Annotated in this window: 16 protein-coding genes and 1 pseudogene; 11 read left to right on the top strand and 6 right to left on the bottom strand. The window is 60.2% G+C overall.

Annotated features, from left to right (window positions below; translation table 11 throughout):
• Position 1: 1 nt before the first annotated feature.
• The 7 genes and pseudogenes from IAI51_RS05900 to IAI51_RS05870 form a co-directional block, all read left to right on the top strand.
• On the top strand, positions 2-1,066 hold the full coding sequence (locus tag IAI51_RS05900) for a microcin C ABC transporter permease YejB (RefSeq protein WP_187677627.1): 1,065 nt from the start codon (positions 2-4) through the stop codon (positions 1,064-1,066).
• Positions 1,066-2,088 (top strand): ABC transporter permease, encoded by a 1,023-nt coding sequence (locus tag IAI51_RS05895; RefSeq protein ID WP_187677626.1) that lies wholly within the window; start codon positions 1,066-1,068, stop codon positions 2,086-2,088. Before IAI51_RS05900 ends, IAI51_RS05895 begins: the two co-directional genes overlap by 1 nt.
• Position 2,089: 1 nt before the next feature.
• Entirely contained in the window at positions 2,090-3,694 is a 1,605-nt protein-coding gene (locus IAI51_RS05890; protein ID WP_187677625.1) for an ABC transporter ATP-binding protein, read from the top strand.
• A 204-nt stretch (positions 3,695-3,898) separates the two neighbouring features.
• Positions 3,899-4,420, top strand: coding sequence for a DUF3455 domain-containing protein (locus IAI51_RS05885; protein WP_187677624.1), 522 nt, complete (start codon positions 3,899-3,901; stop codon positions 4,418-4,420).
• Between the two features lie 164 nt (positions 4,421-4,584).
• The gene (locus IAI51_RS05880; protein WP_187677623.1) at positions 4,585-5,121 is read left to right on the top strand and encodes a sigma-70 family RNA polymerase sigma factor; all 537 of its coding nucleotides are present in this window, start codon (positions 4,585-4,587) and stop codon (positions 5,119-5,121) included.
• Positions 5,118-5,813 carry an anti-sigma factor domain-containing protein gene (locus tag IAI51_RS05875; protein WP_187677622.1) on the top strand — a complete coding sequence of 232 codons (696 nt, stop codon included), beginning with the start codon at positions 5,118-5,120 and terminating at the stop codon, positions 5,811-5,813. Before IAI51_RS05880 ends, IAI51_RS05875 begins: the two co-directional genes overlap by 4 nt.
• Before the next feature lie 132 nt (positions 5,814-5,945).
• Positions 5,946-6,227 (top strand): annotated as a pseudogene (locus tag IAI51_RS05870) (hypothetical protein); the annotation flags it as partial.
• A gap of 74 nt (positions 6,228-6,301) precedes the next feature.
• Here the strand turns inward: IAI51_RS05870 and IAI51_RS05865 are convergent.
• Positions 6,302-7,393, bottom strand: a complete 1,092-nt coding sequence (locus tag IAI51_RS05865; RefSeq protein WP_187677620.1) for a DUF1615 domain-containing protein — start codon at positions 7,391-7,393, stop codon at positions 6,302-6,304.
• A gap of 229 nt (positions 7,394-7,622) precedes the next feature.
• Between IAI51_RS05865 and IAI51_RS05860 the strand changes: the two genes are divergently transcribed.
• Together IAI51_RS05860 and IAI51_RS05855 are read left to right on the top strand one after the other, a co-directional pair.
• Positions 7,623-9,827, top strand: coding sequence for a TonB-dependent receptor (locus IAI51_RS05860; RefSeq protein WP_187677619.1), 2,205 nt, complete (start codon positions 7,623-7,625; stop codon positions 9,825-9,827).
• Positions 9,828-10,040: 213 nt separating this feature from the next.
• Positions 10,041-11,576, top strand: a complete 1,536-nt coding sequence (locus IAI51_RS05855) for an FAD-dependent oxidoreductase (protein ID WP_187677618.1) — start codon at positions 10,041-10,043, stop codon at positions 11,574-11,576.
• Positions 11,577-11,610: 34 nt separating this feature from the next.
• Here IAI51_RS05855 and hemB read toward each other — a convergent pair whose 3' ends face one another.
• The 3 genes from hemB to IAI51_RS05840 form a co-directional block, all read right to left on the bottom strand.
• Entirely contained in the window at positions 11,611-12,585 is a 975-nt protein-coding gene (gene hemB / locus IAI51_RS05850) for a porphobilinogen synthase (RefSeq protein ID WP_187677617.1), read from the bottom strand.
• 147 nt (positions 12,586-12,732) lie between these two features.
• Complete coding sequence (locus tag IAI51_RS05845; protein ID WP_187677616.1) at positions 12,733-13,575, bottom strand: PhzF family phenazine biosynthesis protein; 843 nt, start codon at positions 13,573-13,575, stop codon at positions 12,733-12,735.
• A gap of 10 nt (positions 13,576-13,585) precedes the next feature.
• Entirely contained in the window at positions 13,586-14,284 is a 699-nt protein-coding gene (locus IAI51_RS05840) for a glutathione binding-like protein (RefSeq protein ID WP_187677615.1), read from the bottom strand.
• Positions 14,285-14,597: 313 nt separating this feature from the next.
• On the opposite strand from IAI51_RS05840, the gene IAI51_RS05835 reads away from it, so the two are divergent.
• Positions 14,598-15,272: a histidine phosphatase family protein gene (locus IAI51_RS05835; RefSeq protein ID WP_187677614.1), complete on the top strand. Its 675-nt coding sequence runs from the start codon at positions 14,598-14,600 to the stop codon at positions 15,270-15,272.
• Positions 15,273-15,405: 133 nt separating this feature from the next.
• Here IAI51_RS05835 and mnmH read toward each other — a convergent pair whose 3' ends face one another.
• Positions 15,406-16,509, bottom strand: a complete 1,104-nt coding sequence (mnmH, locus tag IAI51_RS05830; protein ID WP_187677613.1) for a tRNA 2-selenouridine(34) synthase MnmH — start codon at positions 16,507-16,509, stop codon at positions 15,406-15,408.
• Positions 16,509-17,543, bottom strand: coding sequence for a selenide, water dikinase SelD (selD, locus tag IAI51_RS05825; RefSeq protein ID WP_187677612.1), 1,035 nt, complete (start codon positions 17,541-17,543; stop codon positions 16,509-16,511). Before selD ends, mnmH begins: the two co-directional genes overlap by 1 nt.
• Before the next feature lie 507 nt (positions 17,544-18,050).
• Here selD and IAI51_RS05820 point away from each other — a divergent pair.
• Positions 18,051-18,290 (top strand): DUF6124 family protein, encoded by a 240-nt coding sequence (locus IAI51_RS05820; protein WP_187677611.1) that lies wholly within the window; start codon positions 18,051-18,053, stop codon positions 18,288-18,290.
• The last annotated feature ends 35 nt before the right edge of the window (positions 18,291-18,325 follow it).

Genomic DNA, 18,325 nt, shown 5'->3' with positions numbered 1-18,325 from the left:
CATGCTGCGTTATCTGAGTCGACGCTTGCTGCTGATCATCCCCACGCTGCTGTGCATTCTGGTGGTCAATTTCCTTATCGTGCAGGCCGCGCCGGGTGGCCCGGTGGAACAAGCCATCGCCCGCCTGCAGGGCTTCGGCGGGCACAGCATGGGCGGCGGTGGCGAGGTCGCCGCGATTGGTGGCGCCGGGCGCAGCAGCCGTGGCCTCGACCCAGCGCTGATCGAGGAAATCAAACACCACTACGGTTTCGACAAACCCCTGCATGAACGCCTGTGGCTGATGCTGAAAAACTACGCGCAGCTGGATCTGGGCAGCAGTTTCTTTCGCGGCGCCAAGGTCACTGACTTGATCGCGCAGAAGTTGCCGGTGTCGTTGTCGCTGGGGCTGTGGGCGACGCTGATCACTTACCTGATTTCCATTCCGCTGGGCATTCGCAAGGCCATCAAGAACGGCAGCGCCTTCGACGTCTGGAGCAGCACGGCGATCATCGTTGGTTATGCGATGCCGGCGTTTCTCTTTGCAATCCTGCTGATCGTGGTGTTCGCCGGCGGCAGTTACGTCAACTGGTTTCCGGTGCAGGGCCTGGTCTCGGACAACTTCGACAGCCTCAGCACCTTGGGCAAGGTCGGCGACTACCTCTGGCATTTGGTGCTGCCGGTGACAGCGCTGGTGATCGGCGGCTTTGCCACGCTGACCATCCTGACCAAAAACAGCTTCCTCAACGAGATCAGCCGTCAGTACGTGATCACCGCGCGGGCCAAAGGGTTGACTGAGCGCCGCGTGCTCTACGGCCATGTGTTTCGCAACGCCATGCTGCTGGTGGTAGCCGGTGTGCCGTCGGCGCTGATCGAGGTGTTTTTCGCCGGTTCCCTGTTGATCGAAACCATCTTCAACCTCGACGGCCTCGGCCGCATGAGCTACGAAGCGGCAGTGTCGCGCGACTACCCGGTGGTGTTCGGCGCGCTGTTTCTGTTCACCCTGTTCGGCCTGCTGATCAAGCTGATCGGCGACCTCTGCTACACCCTGCTCGACCCGCGCATCGACTTCTCGGCGAGGACTGCCTGATGTTCACACTTTCTCCTCTGGGTCAGCGCCGTGTCGCTCAGTTCAAAGCCAACCGGCGCGGGCGCTGGTCGCTGTGGCTGTTTATCGGCCTGTGCCTGATTTGCCTCGGCGGTGAGTTGATCGCCAATGACAAGCCGCTGGTGATCCGCTACCACAACGCCTTGTATTTCCCGATCCTCAGCGATTACCTGGAAACCGATTTCGGCGGTGAACTGCCGTTCCAACCGGATTACGCCAGCAACTATGTGCACAAGCTGATCGAGGATCAGGGCGGCTGGATGCTGTTCCCGCCGATCCCGTTCAGTTACGACACGGTCAATTACGACCTCGCCGAACCGGCGCCGAGTCCACCCTCCTCCAGCAATTGGCTGGGCACCGACGATCAGGCGCGGGACGTCTTGGCGCGAGTGATATTCGGCACGCGGATTTCGATTCTGTTTGCGCTGATCCTCACCGGCATCAGTGCGCTAATCGGCATCGTTGCCGGGGCGTTGCAGGGCTATTACGGCGGTTGGGTTGATCTGCTCGGGCAACGGGTGCTGGAGATCTGGTCGGGGTTGCCGGTGCTGTATCTGCTGATCATTTTGTCCGGTTTCGTCTCGCCGAGTTTCTGGTGGTTGCTGGGGATCATGGCGTTGTTTTCGTGGCTGGCGCTGGTCGACGTGGTGCGTGCCGAGTTCTTGCGTGGGCGCAATCTGGAATACGTCAAAGCCGCGCGGGCCTTGGGCCTGACCGACAGCGAGCTGATGCGCCGGCACATCCTGCCCAACGCAATGACCTCCACCCTCACCTACCTGCCGTTCATTCTGACCGGCGCCATCGCCACCCTCACCGCGCTGGACTTTCTCGGTTTCGGCATGCCGGCCGGCACCGCGTCGCTGGGCGAGTTGATCGGCCAGGCCAAGCGCAATCTGCAAGCGCCGTGGCTGGGGCTAACGGCGTTTTTTGCCTTGGCGCTGATTCTGTCGTTGTTGGTTTTCATCGGTGAAGCCTGCCGTGATGCCTTTGATCCGAGGAGCTGACATGAAAGACCATTTGATCGAGATCCGCGACCTGCGTGTCGCTTTCGCCGGGCAGGAAGTGGTGCACGGTTTGAACCTCGATATCCGCCGCGGCGAGTGCCTGGCGCTGGTGGGTGAATCCGGTTCGGGCAAGTCGGTGACGGCGCATTCGATCTTGCGTTTGTTGCCCGGCAAAACCGTCAGCAGCAGTGGCTCGATTCGCTACAACGGGGTCGACTTGCTGCACGCCAGTGAACAGCAAATGCGTGGTTTGCGCGGCAACCGGATTGCGATGATTTTCCAGGAGCCGATGACCTCGCTGAACCCGCTGCACACCGTCGAAAGACAGGTCAGCGAAGTGCTGGAAATTCACAAGGGCTTGAAGGGCCGCGCCGCCCGTGCGCGTACCTTGGAGCTGCTGGAACTGGTCGGCATTCGCCAACCCTTACAGCGCTTGAAAGCCTATCCACATCAACTCTCCGGCGGCCAGCGGCAACGGGTGATGATCGCCATGGCGCTGGCCAACGAGCCGGAACTGTTGATCGCCGACGAGCCGACCACGGCGCTGGACGTGACCGTGCAGCAGAAGATTCTTGAGCTGTTGATCGAATTGCAGCAGCGGCTGGGCATGTCGTTGCTGCTGATCAGCCATGACCTCAACCTGGTAAGACGCATCGCCCAGCGGGTGTGCGTGATGCGCCACGGCGAGATCGTCGAGCAGGCCGATTGCGAAGCATTGTTTCGCGCGCCGCAGCACCCTTACAGCCGCTTGCTGATCGAGGCAGAGCCCAGCGGCGCGCCGGTGCCGAGCTTGTACGAGCACAACTTGCTGGAAGTCGATGACCTGAAGGTGTGGTTCCCGTTGCCCAAGGCTTTGTTCAGTCGGCAGCAGGAGTACATCAAAGCGGTGGATGGCGTGAGCTTCAGCCTGCAACGGGGCAAGACATTGGGCATTGTCGGGGAGTCGGGTTCGGGCAAGTCGACACTGGGTCAGGCAATCCTGCGGCTGGTGGAATCGGAGGGCAATATCCGTTTCGGCAACAAGCAACTGAGTCTGCTTAATCAGCGTTTGATGCGGCCGTTGCGGCGGCAGATTCAAGTGGTGTTTCAGGACCCGTTCGGCAGCCTCAGCCCACGGATGTCGGTGCAGCAGATCATCGCCGAGGGTTTGCTGACCCACGGCATCGGCACCGAGACCGAGCGCGAGGCAGCGGTGATTCGGGTGCTCGAAGAAGTCGGGCTGGATCCGCAAAGTCGTCATCGATATCCCCATGAGTTCTCCGGCGGCCAGCGTCAGCGCATTTCCATCGCCCGCGCATTGGTGCTGGAACCGGCGCTGATTCTGCTCGATGAACCGACCTCGGCACTGGATCGCACGGTGCAAAAGCAAGTGGTGGAGTTGTTGCGGCAATTGCAGATCAAGCATGGGCTGACGTATTTGTTCATCAGCCATGATCTGGCGGTGGTGCATGCCCTGGCCCACGACTTGATGGTGATCAAGGATGGCAAAGTCGTGGAACAGGGCTCGTCGCGGGCGATCTTTGCGGCGCCGCAGCATCCGTACACGCAAGAACTCCTGAAAGCATCGGGATTGGTGGTTTCCCGCCCAATCGCCGAACTCGTGTAGGAGCTGCCGCAGGCTGCGATCTTTTGATCTTGCTTTTTAAAGGATCAAAGTCAAAAGATCGCAGCCTGCGGCAGCTCCTACAGGGGATTTGCGGGGTTTGACATTTATTTTTCGGGCACTGCATCCAATCGGCTCCGCCATGGGTAGTCCCTGTAACAGCCCTCCTTGGCTGCCAGCGATCTACCCTTTTCGGAGAAAACACTGATGAACGCCACACAGCTGATTTGCTTCACCGGTTTGCTTGCAGCCTCCTCGGCAACGTTCGCCCAAAGCAGCTACCCCGACACCATCAAAGTCCCGGACGGCCACAAGATCGCGCTGGAAACCACCGGGGTCGGCGAGATCACCTACGAATGCCGCGACAAGCCCAATATGGCCGGGCAGACCGAGTGGACCTTCGTCGGCCCCAAAGCGGTGCTCAATGATCGCAGTGGCAAGCAGGTCGGCACTTACTTCGGCCCACCGGCCACCTGGCAGGCCAAGGACGGTTCGAAAGTCACCGGCACGCAACTGGCGGTAGCGCCGTCGAGCCCGGGCAACCTGCCCTATCAACTGGTCAAGGCCAACCCTGCAGAAGGCAAAGGCGCGATGACCGGCGTGAGCTACATCCAGCGTGTCGCGCTCAAGGGCGGCGTGGCGCCGAGCAGTGAATGCACGGCGGCGAACAAGGGTAAGCAGGAAGTGGTGAAGTACCAGGCGGATTACATTTTCTGGGCGGCGAACTGACTTTCAGCGCCCACACAAATTCCCTGTAGGAGTGAGCCTGCTCGCGATGGCGGTGTGTCAGCCAATATCTGCTCCATTGACACACCGCCATCGCGAGCAGGCTCACTCCTACAAGGGAATCGTGTGGCCTGGATGTTTGGGGAATGTGAGCTAGATTGCACTGCATGTCCTTACCCGAAACTGAATTCGATTACGAAGCCCGTCTCGCTGCCTGTGCCCGCGGCGAGCGGTCGGCCCTGCGCGATTTGTATGTGCAGGAAGGCCCGCGCCTGCTCGGCGTGGCCAAACGGCTGGTACGCGACACGGCACTGGCGGAGGACATCGTCCATGAGGCCTTCATCAAGATCTGGAACGGCGCGGCAGGGTTTGATCCGACGCGAGGTTCGGCGCGTGGCTGGATGTTCACCGTGACCCGGCACCTGGCGTTGAACCTGCTGCGTAATCAGGCTCGGGAAACACCGTTCAGCGAAGATCATGAAATGCCCACGCACGACGATGACGGCTTCGATGTCCAGGCGCATTCGGCGCGCATTCACCGCTGCCTGGAACAACTCGATCCTCAACGCCGAAGCTGCATCATTCATGCGTATGTCGACGGCTACAGCCATGCGCAGATTTCCGCGCGCCTCGACACGCCGCTGGGCACCGTCAAAGCGTGGATCAAACGCAGCCTCAACGCCTTGCGGGAGTGCATGGGATGACCACTGAATCGGAACGCGATGAGCTGGCCAGCGAATATGTACTCGGCACGCTCTCGGCTGAAGATCGCGCCGACGTTCAACGGCGCCTGCCGACTGATCCTGAACTGCGTGCTGCAGTGGATGTCTGGGAACGACGCCTGCTGGACCTCACCGACCTCGCCGAGCCGCAACAGCCATCCCCCCTGTTGTGGCCGCGAATTGAGCGCAGTGTCGAACGACTTACGCAAAAAGTATCCAGCCCGGCGCAAACCTCCTGGTGGAATCTGCTGCCGCTGTGGCGCGGTTTGAGTGCTGCCGGGTTAGCCGCAACGTTGATATTGGGTTCAATCCTGCTGACCCAGACCACGCCGAAGCCGAGTTATCTGGTGGTGCTGGTCGCGCCGCAGGACAAGGCCCCGGGCTGGGTGATTCAGGCCAGCAACTCACATGAGATTCAATTGATACCGCTGGGCGTAGTCGAGGTGCCGGCGGACAAGGCGCTGGAATTCTGGACTAAGGCCGATGGCTGGCAAGGGCCTGTGTCGCTGGGGCTGGTCAAGCCCGGGCAGGCGCTGAAGGTTGAATTGGATAAGTTGCCGCCACTGCAACCCAATCAGCTGTTCGAGCTGACGCTGGAAGGCGCCAACGGCTCGCCGATCGGCAAACCGACCGGGCCGATTCAGGCCATCGGGCGCGCGGTGAAGGTGCTGTGAGGCTCTAAGCTGCGGGCTCTGTCAATCATCAGCGGCGTCGATGTTCACAATCACAGCAATGAAGTTCTCATAAAAAATCTCCGGCGTAACATCTGCTCCATACCAACCAATAACACCCCGGAGCACACCATCATGAAACGCCAAACTCTTCTCAGCATCGCATTCTCGGTTTTCGCAGTTAACGCTTTTGCCGCTACTCCAGCACACACGATGATCGCTGAAGGTGGCTCCGACAAATTGATCGAAAGCCGTCTGGCTGAAGGTGGTGCGGATCGTCTGATCGAACGCCGCGTTGCTGAAGGTGGTGCAGATCGTCTGATCGAACGCCGCGTTGCTGAAGGTGGTGCAGATCGTCTGATCGAACGCCGTGTTGCTGAAGGTGGTGCGGATCGTCTGAACGAACTGCGCAACGCTTGAATGAATGGCGTCATCGCAACAACCCAGAAAAACCCGGCTCCCCTCAGCCGGGTTTTTTATGCCTGCAACAATCAGCCACCCTTGGCCATGCAGCGTTTGTAACGCTCATCCACGCGTTTGGCGAACCACGCGGTGGTCAGTTTTCGGGTGATTTTCGGACTCTGCAGCACGATCCCTGGCAGCACCGCACGCGGCAATGACTTGCCTTCGGCCTTCTCCGCCAACTCGAATACCCGTTGATAGAGTTTGGTCTCTTCGAATTCCAGGGTTTTGCCCTTCTCCAGTTGATCGCGAATGGTCGGATTGCGCATGCCCAACGACTTGCCGAGGGTGCGTACCGCCAGTTCCGTGCCGCCGGGCATGATCGAGTCGTAGCGGATCAAGTCGCCGTCCAGCGCCAACGGGATACCCGACGCGCGACTGACCGCGTTCTGGAACGCCGCGTTGCGGCTGGCGTACCAACCGGCGTTGAAGTCGGCGAAACGATAGAGCGGCTCGCGGTAACTCACCGGGTAACCGAGCAGATGCGCGATGCCGAAATACATCCCACCACGACGGCTGAACACCTCGCGGCGGATGGTGCCGTCGACCGGGTACGGATAATCCTTGGCGTGCTGTTCGGCAAACTCGATGCTGACCTGCATCGGTCCGCCGGTATGCACCGGATTGAAGCCGCCGAACAGTGTGCGACCCATCGGCACCCTGCCGATGAAGTCATCAAAAATCGCACTCAACTCCTTTTCGCTGCGCGCGCTGCTCAGGCGTTCGCTGTAGCTCTTGCCGTTGGTCGAACGCACTTGCAGGGCGCCGCTGACCAACAGGCTGGGGATATGGACTTTGGCGGCGCGGCGGTCGATTTCATCGCGAGCGATTTTGCCCAGACCGGGCACGGTGGGGTCGGCCTGAAAGGTGGATTCCTGTTCGGCAACGGCCAATACCGAGCACAGGTTTTGTGTGGTCGGGCTGATGCCTTGTGCAGCGAACGCGGCGTAGATATCGGTGGCCCAGCCTTGGCGATCGGCGGTTTTGGCGGGCATCAGGCGCACGATCTCGGCCTTCACTTCAGCCGGTGGGCGTGGGGCGGGTTCGCCGCTGCGCTGGCTGGCGCAACCGGCCAGTACGAGCATTGCGGCGAGGGTGATCAGTAATCGAGGGGTGTGCATGTTGCTCCATCCAGTCCGTTGAGCCGGGTTCACCATACGACCAATGGTGTAGCGCAGGCTAGGACTGCGCCGCTCCAGAGCTGTTCCCCTGCTTTTTAATCGTGATGACAAACTGATTGCAAAACGTTACTGAGAAAACCTATCATTTGCACCTGGAGTCGCATTTGCGCAAGGAGTTCCGCGCCGTCTTAACCTTTTCTCACCGGCCGTGCGCCTCCAGGTACGAAACATGCCCGCTTCAGCCCGACTTGCCGTCCCGTTCCGCCCGACGCTTCTCGCCCTGCTGTGCTCCCTGACTGTCACTGCCCATGCCGCTGAAGAAGACGGCAAAGAACTGCTGCTGGACAACGTCAACATCAACGCCCAGGCCCCAGCGCCAAACGCCTTGCCACCGGTTTATTCCGGTGGTCAGGTCGCTCGTGGCGGCCAATTGGGCGTGTTGGGTAATCAGGACATGATGGACGTACCCTTCAGTGCCGCGTCCTACACCGAGCAACTGATTCAGGACCAGCAAGCCGAAAACGTCGCTGACGTGCTGCTCAATGATTCGTCGGTGCGCCAGGCGTCCGGCTTTTCCAACCAGTCGCAAGTCTTCATGATCCGTGGCCTGCCGCTGAACGGCGACGACATTTCCTATAACGGCCTGTACGGCGTACTGCCACGGCAGATCATTTCCACTGACGCCCTGGAGCGCGTGGAAGTGTTCAAAGGCCCCAACGCCTTCATCAACGGCGTGACCCCGACCGGCTCCGGCATCGGTGGCGGCGTCAACCTGCAGCCAAAGCGCGCCGGCGACGTGCCGCTGCGCCGCTACACCACCGACATCAACAGCGAAGGCCGCATCGGTCATCACTTCGACATCGGCCAGCGTTTCGGTGAAGACAACCGCTTCGGCGCACGGATCAACCTGTCCCAGCGCGAAGGCGATACCGGCATTGATCACGAGAACCAGCGTTCGAAACTGTTTGCCATCGGCCTCGACTATCGCGGCGATGCGCTACGAATTTCCGGCGACTTCGCCTATCAGAAAGAGCGCGTCAACGGTGGCCGCAACTCGGTCAACCTCGGCACCGCCACGCACATTCCGGATGCGCCATCAGCCGACACCAACTACGCGCCGAAATGGGGCTACACCGACATCGAAGACACCTTCGGCATGCTCCGCGCCGAGTACGACCTGAACGACAACTGGACCGCATACGCCGCTGGCGGCGCCAAGCACACTCGTGAAGTCGGGCGCTATAACTCGACCACGCTGGTCGGCAATAACGGTGCATCGTTCACCACCGGCTCGTTCATTCCCCACGATGAAGACAACACCAGTGTGATGGCCGGCCTTAACGGTAAATTCAACACCGGCCCGGTCAGCCACAAGCTCAATTTCGGCCTGACCGGCATCTGGGCCGAACAGCGCAGCGCCTATGATTTTGACTTGACCAAATACGCCAACAACATCTATCACCCGGTACAGACCCCGTCGCCGGTCGGCAACTTTTCCGGTGGCGACCTGAATGACCCGGGCATCGTCGGCAAGACCTTCAACCGCAGCCTCGCGATCTCCGACACTCTCGGTTTCTTCGATGATCGCCTGCTGATCACCGCCGGCCTGCGTCGTCAGCAATTGGTCGTGCAAGGTTACGGTTACGCCAGCTATGGCAGCGGCCCGCGCTTTTCGAGCTACGATGAGTCGATCACCACGCCGGTGTACGGCATCGTATTCAAGCCGTGGGAGCACGTTTCGTTCTACGCCAACCACATCGAAGGCCTGGCCCAGGGCCCGACTTCGCCGACCAGCTCCGGTGGCTTTCGCGTGACCAATGGCAACGAAGTCTACGCACCGGCCCGTTCCAAGCAGACCGAGGCCGGGGTGAAAGTCGACATGGGCACTTACGGCGCGAGCCTGGGTGTGTACCGCATCGAGCAGCCGAGCGACGGCTACTGTGAAATCGACAGCGCCACCACGTGCACCTACGTGCGTGAAGGCGAGCAGATCAACAAAGGCGTGGAAATGAACGTGTTCGGCGAGCCAATCAATGGTCTGCGCCTGATCAGCGGCCTGACCCTCATGGACACCGAACTGAAGAACACCCTGAACGGCGCCAACGACGGCAACCGTGCCATCGGCGTGCCGACCTTCCAGTTCAACGCCGGCGTGGATTGGGATGTACCCGGCCTGCAAGGCGTCGCGCTGAATGCGCGGATGCTGCTCACCGGCGGCCAATACGCCGACGCGGCGAACAACCTCAGCCTGCCGACCTGGAACCGCTTCGACGCGGGTGCGCGTTATGCCTTCAAGGTCTCGGAAAAAGACGTGACCTTGCGTCTGGGCGTGGAGAACCTGGCGAACAAGAAGTACTGGGAATCGGCTCAGGGCGGTTATCTGACGCAAGGTGAGCCGCGGGTGGCGAAGTTGTCGGGCACCATCGACTTCTAAACAACGCCGCAGCATGAAAAAGGCCTCGCAGCTTCACGGTTGCGGGGCCTTTTTGGGTTTTGTGGCGCTTGATAAGGCCACTTCGCGAGCAGGCTCGCTCCCACAGGGGACTGTATTCCAAAGTGGGAGCGAGCCTGCTCGCGAAGACGGCCGGGCCTGGCCACCCTCTCCTTCTGATCCATACTTGCTCCACAGCAAACGGAGGACAGGCCCATGAACCGCAGCGACGTCCTGATCATCGGCGCCGGCCCCACCGGACTCGTTCTGGCCTTGTGGCTGAGCAAACTGGGCGTTCAGGTGCGCATCATCGACAAGACTTCTGCCCCCGGCACCACCTCCCGGGCATTGGCGGTGCAGGCGCGAACCCTGGAGCTGTATCGGCAACTGGATCTGGCCGACACCATTGTGCGCAACGGCCATCGCGTGGCGGCAGCAAACTTCTGGGTCAACGGCAAACCCGTCGCGCAATTGCCGCTCAACCGCATCGGCGAAGGCCTGACGCCTTACTCTTTCGTCGAAATCTTCCCGCAGGATGAGCATGAACGGCTATTGATCGAACGCCTCGAAGACTATGGCGTCAGCGTCGAACGCAACACCACGCTGGAGAGTTTCGCGGAAACCGGCGACGGCCTCACCGCGCATTTGCGTCTGCCCGATGGCGAGCAGGAAATCTGCCAGGCCTGTTACCTGGCTGGTTGCGATGGCGCGCGATCGGTGGTGCGTAAAAACCTCGACACCGAATTCCCCGGCGGGACCTATCAGCAGATTTTCTACGTGGCAGATGTGCAGGCCAGCGGCCCGGCGCTCAATGGCGAGTTGCATCTGGATCTGGACGAAGCGGACTTTCTCGCGGTGTTCCCACTGGCGGGCGAAGGCCGTGCACGACTGATCGGCACCGTGCGCGACGAACGCACGGATCGCGTCGAAACCCTGGAATTCTCTGACGTCAGCAGCCGCGCCATCGAGCACCTGAAAGTCCATATCGAAGACGTGCATTGGTTTTCCACCTACCGCGTGCATCACCGCGTGGCTGAGCATTTTCGCAGTGGCCGCGCTTTTTTGCTCGGCGACGCGGCGCACGTGCACAGCCCGGCGGGCGGCCAGGGCATGAACACCGGTATCGGTGACGCGATCAATCTGGCGTGGAAACTCGCCGCCGTGCTCAGCGGCGCTGCCGAGGCCAGACTGCTCGACACTTACGAAACCGAGCGCATCGCGTTTGCCCGGCGACTGGTCTCGACCACCGACAAAGTCTTCAGTTTTGTCACCGCTGAGGGGCGCATGGCCGATCTGCTGCGCATGCGGCTTGCACCGTTTCTGATCCCGAAAATGGCCGCGTTCGAGACGAGTCGCGAATTTCTCTTTCGCACCGTATCGCAGGTCACCCTCAACTATCGCGGCATGCCGCTCAGCCAAGGCACGGCCGGCCAAGTCCACGGCGGTGATCGCTTGCCGTGGGCGCATGACGGTGAAGGGGATAATTATGAGCCGCTACGCCAACCGTGCTGGCAGGTGCATGTGTACGGCGACACCAGCGACGAGATGATCGCTTGGTGCGTTGAGCATCATTTGCCGCTGCATGTGTTCGACTGGCGCCCGGCGTTTGAAACGGCGGGGTTGGGGCGCAACGGCTTTTATCTGTTGCGCCCGGATACCTATGTGGCGATTGCCGATAACAGCGCCGATCCGAAGGTGATCGAGCGCTATTTTCGCGATCACGGGATCAGGCCATTCCTCCCCTGCCCCTGACACACCACAAAACCCTGTAGGAGTGCAGTGCTGTTTAGATCCCGGCCAGCGCCAGGTCCATCGCAAAGTAAGTGAAGATCAGATCCGCACCCGCGCGCTTGATCGCCCCAAGGCTTTCACGCACCACACGATCTTCATCAATCGCCCCGGCTTGTGCGCCGAACTTGATCATCGCGTACTCGCCGCTGACCTGATACGCCGCCAGCGGCAGGTTCGAGGCTTCGCGGATGTCGCGGATGATGTCCAGATACGCGCCGGCCGGTTTGACCATCAGCGCATCGGCGCCTTCCTGTTCGTCCAGCAGCGATTCGCGCAGGGCTTCGCGGCGGTTCATCGGGTTCATCTGGTAGCTTTTGCGGTCGCCCTTGAGCGCGCTGCCACCGGCCTCGCGGAACGGGCCGTAAAGTGCGGAGGCGAATTTGGTCGAGTAGGCCATGATCGGAATCTGGGTGAAACCGGCGGCATCGAGTGCCTGGCGAATCGCTCGCACCTGACCGTCCATCGCCGCCGACGGTGCAATCACATCTGCGCCCGCCCGCGCCGCTGCCACGGCTTGTTTGCCAAGGTTGACCAAGGTCTGATCGTTGTCGACTTCATGGTTGTGCATCACGCCGCAGTGGCCGTGATCGGTGTATTCGCAGAAGCAGGTGTCGGACATCACGATCATTTCCGGCACGGCATCCTTGGCGATGCGCGACATGCGCGAGACCAGACCGTTTTCGCGCCAGGTATCGCTGCCGTTGCTGTCCAGATGGTGGGACACGCCGAAGGTCATCACCGACTTGACGCCGGCGCGGGCGTAGCGCTCGATCTCGCTGGCCAGTTTGCGCTCGGGAATGCGCATCACACCGGGCATGCTCTTGATCGGCACGAAGTCATCGATTTCTTCCTCGACGAAAATCGGCAGCACCAGATCGTTCAGGCTGAACTCGGTTTCCTGGAACAGACTGCGCAGGCTCGCATTGCGGCGCAGACGGCGGGGACGTGCTTCGGGGAACTGACTGGACATGGGGCCTTCCTGAAACCTGCAGATGAGACGAAAGTCGTAGGGGGCGAAGCTTATGCCTTGCGGGGGTTGAGGTACAAACCTGGATCAATCAAGAGTGCATTACCGGGGGTGCAATAATCATCGGGGTTACGCTGGCGCGTCTTGCCTTCAGAGAGTCAACTGTCCGTCAATGCAGGTCACCACAGCACCGCCAACCCAGATTTCGTCGCCAAGCCGATTAACCCGAATCCGCCCCGCTCGGCCCATGCTCAAACCCTGACTGACGGTGTAGGAATCTGGCGCCAGCCCTTCGCCGAGTAACCATTGAGCCATCCCGGCATTCAGACTTCCGGTGGCCGGATCCTCGGGCATACCATCCCCGGAAATAAACGCGCGCACCTCAAACTGTGCCTCATCACCCTCGCGCTCAGGATCCCACGGAGCGATGACGCCAACCGCCAGACCGAGCATTTGCGCATGATCCGGTTGCAGGTTCAGCACCTGCTGCCGATCGCGGAGCATCACGGCCAGCCATCCCGCGCCGTTGTCCACCCATTGCGCACGAACAATGGCGTCGCTGGCAAGGCCAAGACCTCGCTGCACTCGCGCCATAATCTCGGACTCAACCGGCCCCGTCCTTATAAGTGGCGGTGCGAGAAACGCGAGTTCCTTGCCCTCGCGCCGAATCCGCACCAACCCGACGCCGCACTCCTGAATGATCTCGTCGCCTATTGGCGTGCCCCCCGCCTCGAGCCAGGCATGGCAGCTACCGAGCGTTGGATGACCGGCAAACGGCAATTCGTTCAACGTGGTGAAAATCCGCACCCGATAATCGGCGCGAGGATCACGCGGTTCAAGAATGAACGTGGTTTCGCTCAAATTGGTCCATGCGGCAAACGCAGCCATGCGTTCATCGCTCAGGGAGTCGGCGCCAAATACCACAGCCAGCGGATTGCCTTTGAGCGCTATCTGGCTGAAAACGTCGACTTGCTTGAAATCGAATGAACGCATACACAGACCTTTATTGAGGAATAGTCAAACCACGCACCACCGCCGGCCGCGCCAGGAAGCGTTCCAGCACGCGGGTGACATTCGGGAAATTGCTGATGCCGACCAAGTCACCGGCCTCGTAGAAGCCAATCAAATTGCGCACCCACGGAAACGTGGCGATGTCGGCGATGGTGTAGCGCTCGCCCATGATCCAGTCGCGCCCTTCGAGGCGGGTGTCGAGCACCTTGAGCAGGCGTTTGCTTTCGTCGACGTAGCGATCACGCGGACGCTTGTCTTCGTAGTCCTTGCCGGCAAATTTGTTGAAGAAGCCGAGTTGGCCAAACATCGGGCCGATACCGCCCATCTGGAACATCAGCCACTGAATGGTTTCGTAGCGCAGCGCGCCTTCCTGAGCGAGCAATTGCCCGCTCTTGTCGGCCAGATAGATCAGAATCGCGCCGGATTCGAACAGCGGCAACGGTTGGTCTTCAGGGCCGTGGGGGTCGAGGATGGCCGGGATCTTGTTGTTCGGATTCAGCGACAGGAACGCCGGGGACAACTGGTCATTAGTGTCGAAACCGACGCGGTGCGGCTCGTACGGCAGGCCGATCTCTTCGAGCATGATCGAGACTTTGACGCCATTGGGGGTCGGCAAAGAGTAGAGCTGAATCCAGTCTGGGTACTGCGCGGGCCACTTTTGGGTGATCGGGAACGCGGACAGATCGGTCATGGGAAGCATCCAGTCACAAATGAAAGGCCTGAGCATAATCCAGGATCATCCGCTCTAGCTCGGGTTCTTTTCCCGGACGGCCACCTGCTTACTTAATTTCGCAACATCCTGTCGCTAACCTGCGAACAAGCCATTGAGGGTTGCCGATAGAGTGCTGCGCACTTTTGCCGATCGAACCAAACGGCCTCAGAGGACTCTGAGTTATGCCTTTCGCAAGGGAAGCGCAAACGACATGGAAAACACCCGGTGCTGGGAGCCCGCGGTGTAAAGGTTTGTCAGCCTTAACCGAACACGCTGAAGAATTCTTAATTTCATGACGAACCTTATGAGTTTCGCCAAACGCTTCAAACATCGCGCTTATGTGGCCCTGCCCTCCCTGTTGGCGGTCAGCGCGCTGTTTCTGTCGCTGGAATCCAGCGAAAGCCGTGCGCAGCCGGTGGACGGCACGCAGACTCTGGTGTTCCTGCGCCACGCTGAAAAACCCGAGGGCGGTCTCGGCCAGCTCAACTGCCAGGGCCTGAACCGTGCCATCGACCTGTCGACACTGCTACCGGAGAAATTCGGCAAGGCTGACTACGTGTTCGCCGCCAATCCGACGCGCAATGTCGAGGAAGGCGAGCTGGACAATTCCTACAGTTACATTCGCCCGCTGATGACCATCAGCCCGGCCGCGATCAAGCTCGGCCTGCCGGTAAACATCGAGTTCTCGGCCAACGACACCAGCGATCTGGCGCGTGAGCTGCTTGATGACAAGTATCACAACTCGACGATCTACACCGCCTGGTCACACGGCTATCTGCCGGAGCTGATCAACAAGGTGGCGGGCAACGCGGTCGGCGAAAAGCAGAGCATCACCGATGACTGGGCGGGCAACGACTTTGACTCGCTGTATGTGCTGACCCTGACCTGGCACAACGGCAAGGCCAGTCTGCAGAGCCATAGCTACAAGCAGGGGTTGGATAATGGCAAGGAATCTTGCCCGACTTGAGTCATCGGGTGTCTGTTCGGGCCTCATCGCTGGCAAGCCAGCTCCCACAGATATTGAGTGACGCCGCTATTTGGGGGTAACACACATCACTGTGGGAGCTGGCTTGCCAGCGATGAGGCCGCTGGATTTCACATCAAGTTTTCTGACTCACGCGCTGACGCAGATATTCAATAACCGCCCCACGCTCCCCCGCAAACTCGATCCGCCCGCCCTTCTTCTCCCGCTGAAACACATACATCGGGTCGTAATACTCGCGCAGCAACCCCTCGATCCAGCCGCGATGCAGATCCACCGATCCACTACGCACCTGCTCGGCCAACGCCGCTTCCATCAAGCTAAACATGCGCCGATGCCGCTCACCACCGAGGCGCTTCTGTACATTGTTCAGGCTTTCCAGCAAGCGTTCGGAGAACAGCGCGAAACCCTCCTCGCCATGCACCTGCGAAAATTCCGCCGACAAATCCACCACGTAATCACGCAGGATGCGCTCGACACGATCCGCAAAACTGTCCTCCAGCCAGACCATCGGGTACTGCTGCATGCCTTGATACAGCGGCAGTGGCAATGCACAACTGCCGACCACCCGGCTCTCGTCCTCCAGCACAAACTGCCCGATACCGGCATCGCGCTTCTTGAGAATGTCGATGGCCAGACGGTTCTCAAAATCGATATTCGACGGCTGCCCCGTGGCCCGTTTGCCGAAACTGGAGCCGCGATGATTGGCGTGCCCTTCCAGGTCCAGCCCATTGCGCAACTGCACCAGCACTTCGGTCTTGCCCGTACCGGTCATACCGCCGAGCAAGACGAAATCACACTGCGCGATGGCTTGCTCAACGGTATCGATCAGAAAGCTGCGCATCGCCTTGTAACCGCCACCGACGCGCGGATAGTCGATGCCGGCCTCGTCACGCAGCCACTGCTGGGTGATCTGCGAACGCAAGCCACCCCGAAAACAATAGAGATAACCCTCAGGATGGGCCCGGGCAAAATCGGCCCAGGCTTGAATGCGCTCGGCCTTCACCGGCCCGGCCACCATTTGATGTCCCAACTCGATGGCCGCTTGTTGGCCGTGCTGCTTGTAACAGGTGCCGATCTTCTGGCGCTCGACGTCATTCATCAGCGGCAGATTGACCACGCCGGGAAACGCGCCGTGGGCAAATTCAATCGGCGCGCGGGCATCCATCATCGGCCGGTCGTTGACGAAAATGTCGCGGTAATCGGTACAGTCGCGGAGCATCAAATCACCTCGACTGCGTTGCTCTGTCGCTCAACCAATTCGCCGATGGGCGCCAGGTTCAGGCCCAGTTCGGCGGCGACGGCGAGGAACTCGTCATTGCCTTCAGGCGTGACTGCGATGAGCAGGCCGCCGCTGGTTTGCGGGTCGCACAGCACGCGCTTGTGCAACTCCTGCACGCGCCCAACCTTGCTTGCGTAACTGTCGAAATTGCGCAACGTACCGCCGGGCACACAGCCCTGATCGAGGTAATACTCGACGCTGTCCAGACGCGGCACGAGGTCATAACGGATGCGCGCGGTCAGTTGACTGCCATCGGCCATTTCCACCAGATGCCCGAGCAGTCCGAAACCGGTGACGTCGGTCATCGCGGTGACGCCGGCCAGTTTGCCGAAGCGGCTGCCGGGTTTGTTCAACGTGCACATCCAGTCGCGAGCCACGCCAACGTCGCTGTGGCGCAACTTGCCCTTCTTCTCGGCGGTGGTGAGGATGCCGATGCCCAGCGGTTTGGTCAGGTACAGCAAGCAACCAGCGGTGGCGGTGTCGTTGCGCTTCATGTGGCGTTTTTCGACGAGACCGGTCACGGCCAGGCCGAAGATCGGCTCCGGTGCATCGATCGAGTGCCCGCCGGCCAGCGGAATACCTGCGGCGTCGCACACCGCACGCCCGCCGCGAATCACTTCCCGCGCCACTTCCGGCGCCAGTACATTCACCGGCCAGCCGAGGATCGCAATCGCCATCAACGGATCGCCGCCCATGGCGTAGATGTCGCTGATCGCGTTGGTCGCGGCGATACGGCCGAAGTCGAACGGGTCATCGACAATCGGCATGAAAAAATCAGTGGTCGACACAACGCCGCGCTCGGCATCGATCTCATACACCGCCGCGTCATCGCGCGAGGCATTGCCGACCCACAGCTTCGGATCAAGGTTCTGCGCGCCGCTACCGGCCAGAATCACTTCCAGCACCTGCGGAGAAATCTTGCAGCCACAACCGGCACCGTGGCTGTATTGGGTCAGACGAATCGGCTCACTCATCAGGAGGGTCTCTGGCAGGGAATGGGGCGGATTCTAGCAGAGAGCGGAACTTGCAATTTGTCTGGTGACTGTCAAGGCGCCTACGCGAGCAGTCAATGAACACTTCACTGCAAAAGCGCAGAAAGGGCCCTGATGAAAAATCATCTGCCACTGTTAGACGGTTCCTACACCGATTTCACTGGTTACATGTTTGGGCTACGGCGGGTTGCGTCTTTGCCTACAACAACGCCAGAATCGCCCGGCTTGTGTGCCTTGCGGGCTGTGCCTATTGTTTCTCGGTCGCTGAAATACAGCGGTCGGGCTTGGCGGCCCGGAAAGGTGTTGCAGGTTCTGTCATGAAAGTTTCAGGCGCTTATGGGTGCCGGACTCACTTTATGGCGGGTTGCACATGGATTCCTTCGGGGATGCCGATTCACCTTTCTCGGTCCGCCAACCCTGTGCAACCTGCCACCCAATCTGCTTGGCGGCAGATGGGGTCAGTCCATCGATTTGAAAGGTGATTTCACAATGGTCAAAGTTACTCCAAATCCCCCCAGCACCATGTTCATGGTCGCCCCCAACATCGACACCGAATCTCTCCTCGCCAACGCCTGCGAATCATTGGCCTCTGCCAACGTGATGCTGGCCGAATTTGCCGCCGTGCTGAACGGCCACAATCGAAACACCGTGCTGGGCATCGCCCAGATCGTCATGCTCGGTGAACTTGCAGTCAACCGGGCCTTGGACAATATCGATCCGCAACAATAAAGATCAAAAGATCGCAGCCTGCGACAGCACCTACA

Source organism: Pseudomonas sp. N40(2020), from assembly GCF_014472415.1.
Classification (GTDB): domain Bacteria; phylum Pseudomonadota; class Gammaproteobacteria; order Pseudomonadales; family Pseudomonadaceae; genus Aquipseudomonas.
The sequence above is the reverse complement of the archived record's forward strand: the minus strand, read 5'-3'. Positions and strand labels throughout refer to the sequence as shown.

Coding starts and splice junctions, on each gene's coding strand:
- selD (WP_187677612.1), bottom strand. CDS start 17,543: ATGAGTGAGCCGATTCGTCTGACCCAATACAGCCACGGTGCCGGTTGT.
- IAI51_RS05865 (WP_187677620.1), bottom strand. CDS start 7,393: ATGCACACCCCTCGATTACTGATCACCCTCGCCGCAATGCTCGTACTG.
- IAI51_RS05835 (WP_187677614.1), top strand. CDS start 14,598: ATGACGAACCTTATGAGTTTCGCCAAACGCTTCAAACATCGCGCTTAT.
- IAI51_RS05820 (WP_187677611.1), top strand. CDS start 18,051: ATGGTCAAAGTTACTCCAAATCCCCCCAGCACCATGTTCATGGTCGCC.
- IAI51_RS05880 (WP_187677623.1), top strand. CDS start 4,585: ATGTCCTTACCCGAAACTGAATTCGATTACGAAGCCCGTCTCGCTGCC.
- IAI51_RS05900 (WP_187677627.1), top strand. CDS start 2: ATGCTGCGTTATCTGAGTCGACGCTTGCTGCTGATCATCCCCACGCTG.
- IAI51_RS05875 (WP_187677622.1), top strand. CDS start 5,118: ATGACCACTGAATCGGAACGCGATGAGCTGGCCAGCGAATATGTACTC.
- hemB (WP_187677617.1), bottom strand. CDS start 12,585: ATGTCCAGTCAGTTCCCCGAAGCACGTCCCCGCCGTCTGCGCCGCAAT.
- IAI51_RS05860 (WP_187677619.1), top strand. CDS start 7,623: ATGCCCGCTTCAGCCCGACTTGCCGTCCCGTTCCGCCCGACGCTTCTC.
- IAI51_RS05885 (WP_187677624.1), top strand. CDS start 3,899: ATGAACGCCACACAGCTGATTTGCTTCACCGGTTTGCTTGCAGCCTCC.
- IAI51_RS05845 (WP_187677616.1), bottom strand. CDS start 13,575: ATGCGTTCATTCGATTTCAAGCAAGTCGACGTTTTCAGCCAGATAGCG.
- IAI51_RS05890 (WP_187677625.1), top strand. CDS start 2,090: ATGAAAGACCATTTGATCGAGATCCGCGACCTGCGTGTCGCTTTCGCC.
- IAI51_RS05855 (WP_187677618.1), top strand. CDS start 10,041: ATGAACCGCAGCGACGTCCTGATCATCGGCGCCGGCCCCACCGGACTC.
- IAI51_RS05895 (WP_187677626.1), top strand. CDS start 1,066: ATGTTCACACTTTCTCCTCTGGGTCAGCGCCGTGTCGCTCAGTTCAAA.
- IAI51_RS05840 (WP_187677615.1), bottom strand. CDS start 14,284: ATGACCGATCTGTCCGCGTTCCCGATCACCCAAAAGTGGCCCGCGCAG.
- mnmH (WP_187677613.1), bottom strand. CDS start 16,509: ATGCTCCGCGACTGTACCGATTACCGCGACATTTTCGTCAACGACCGG.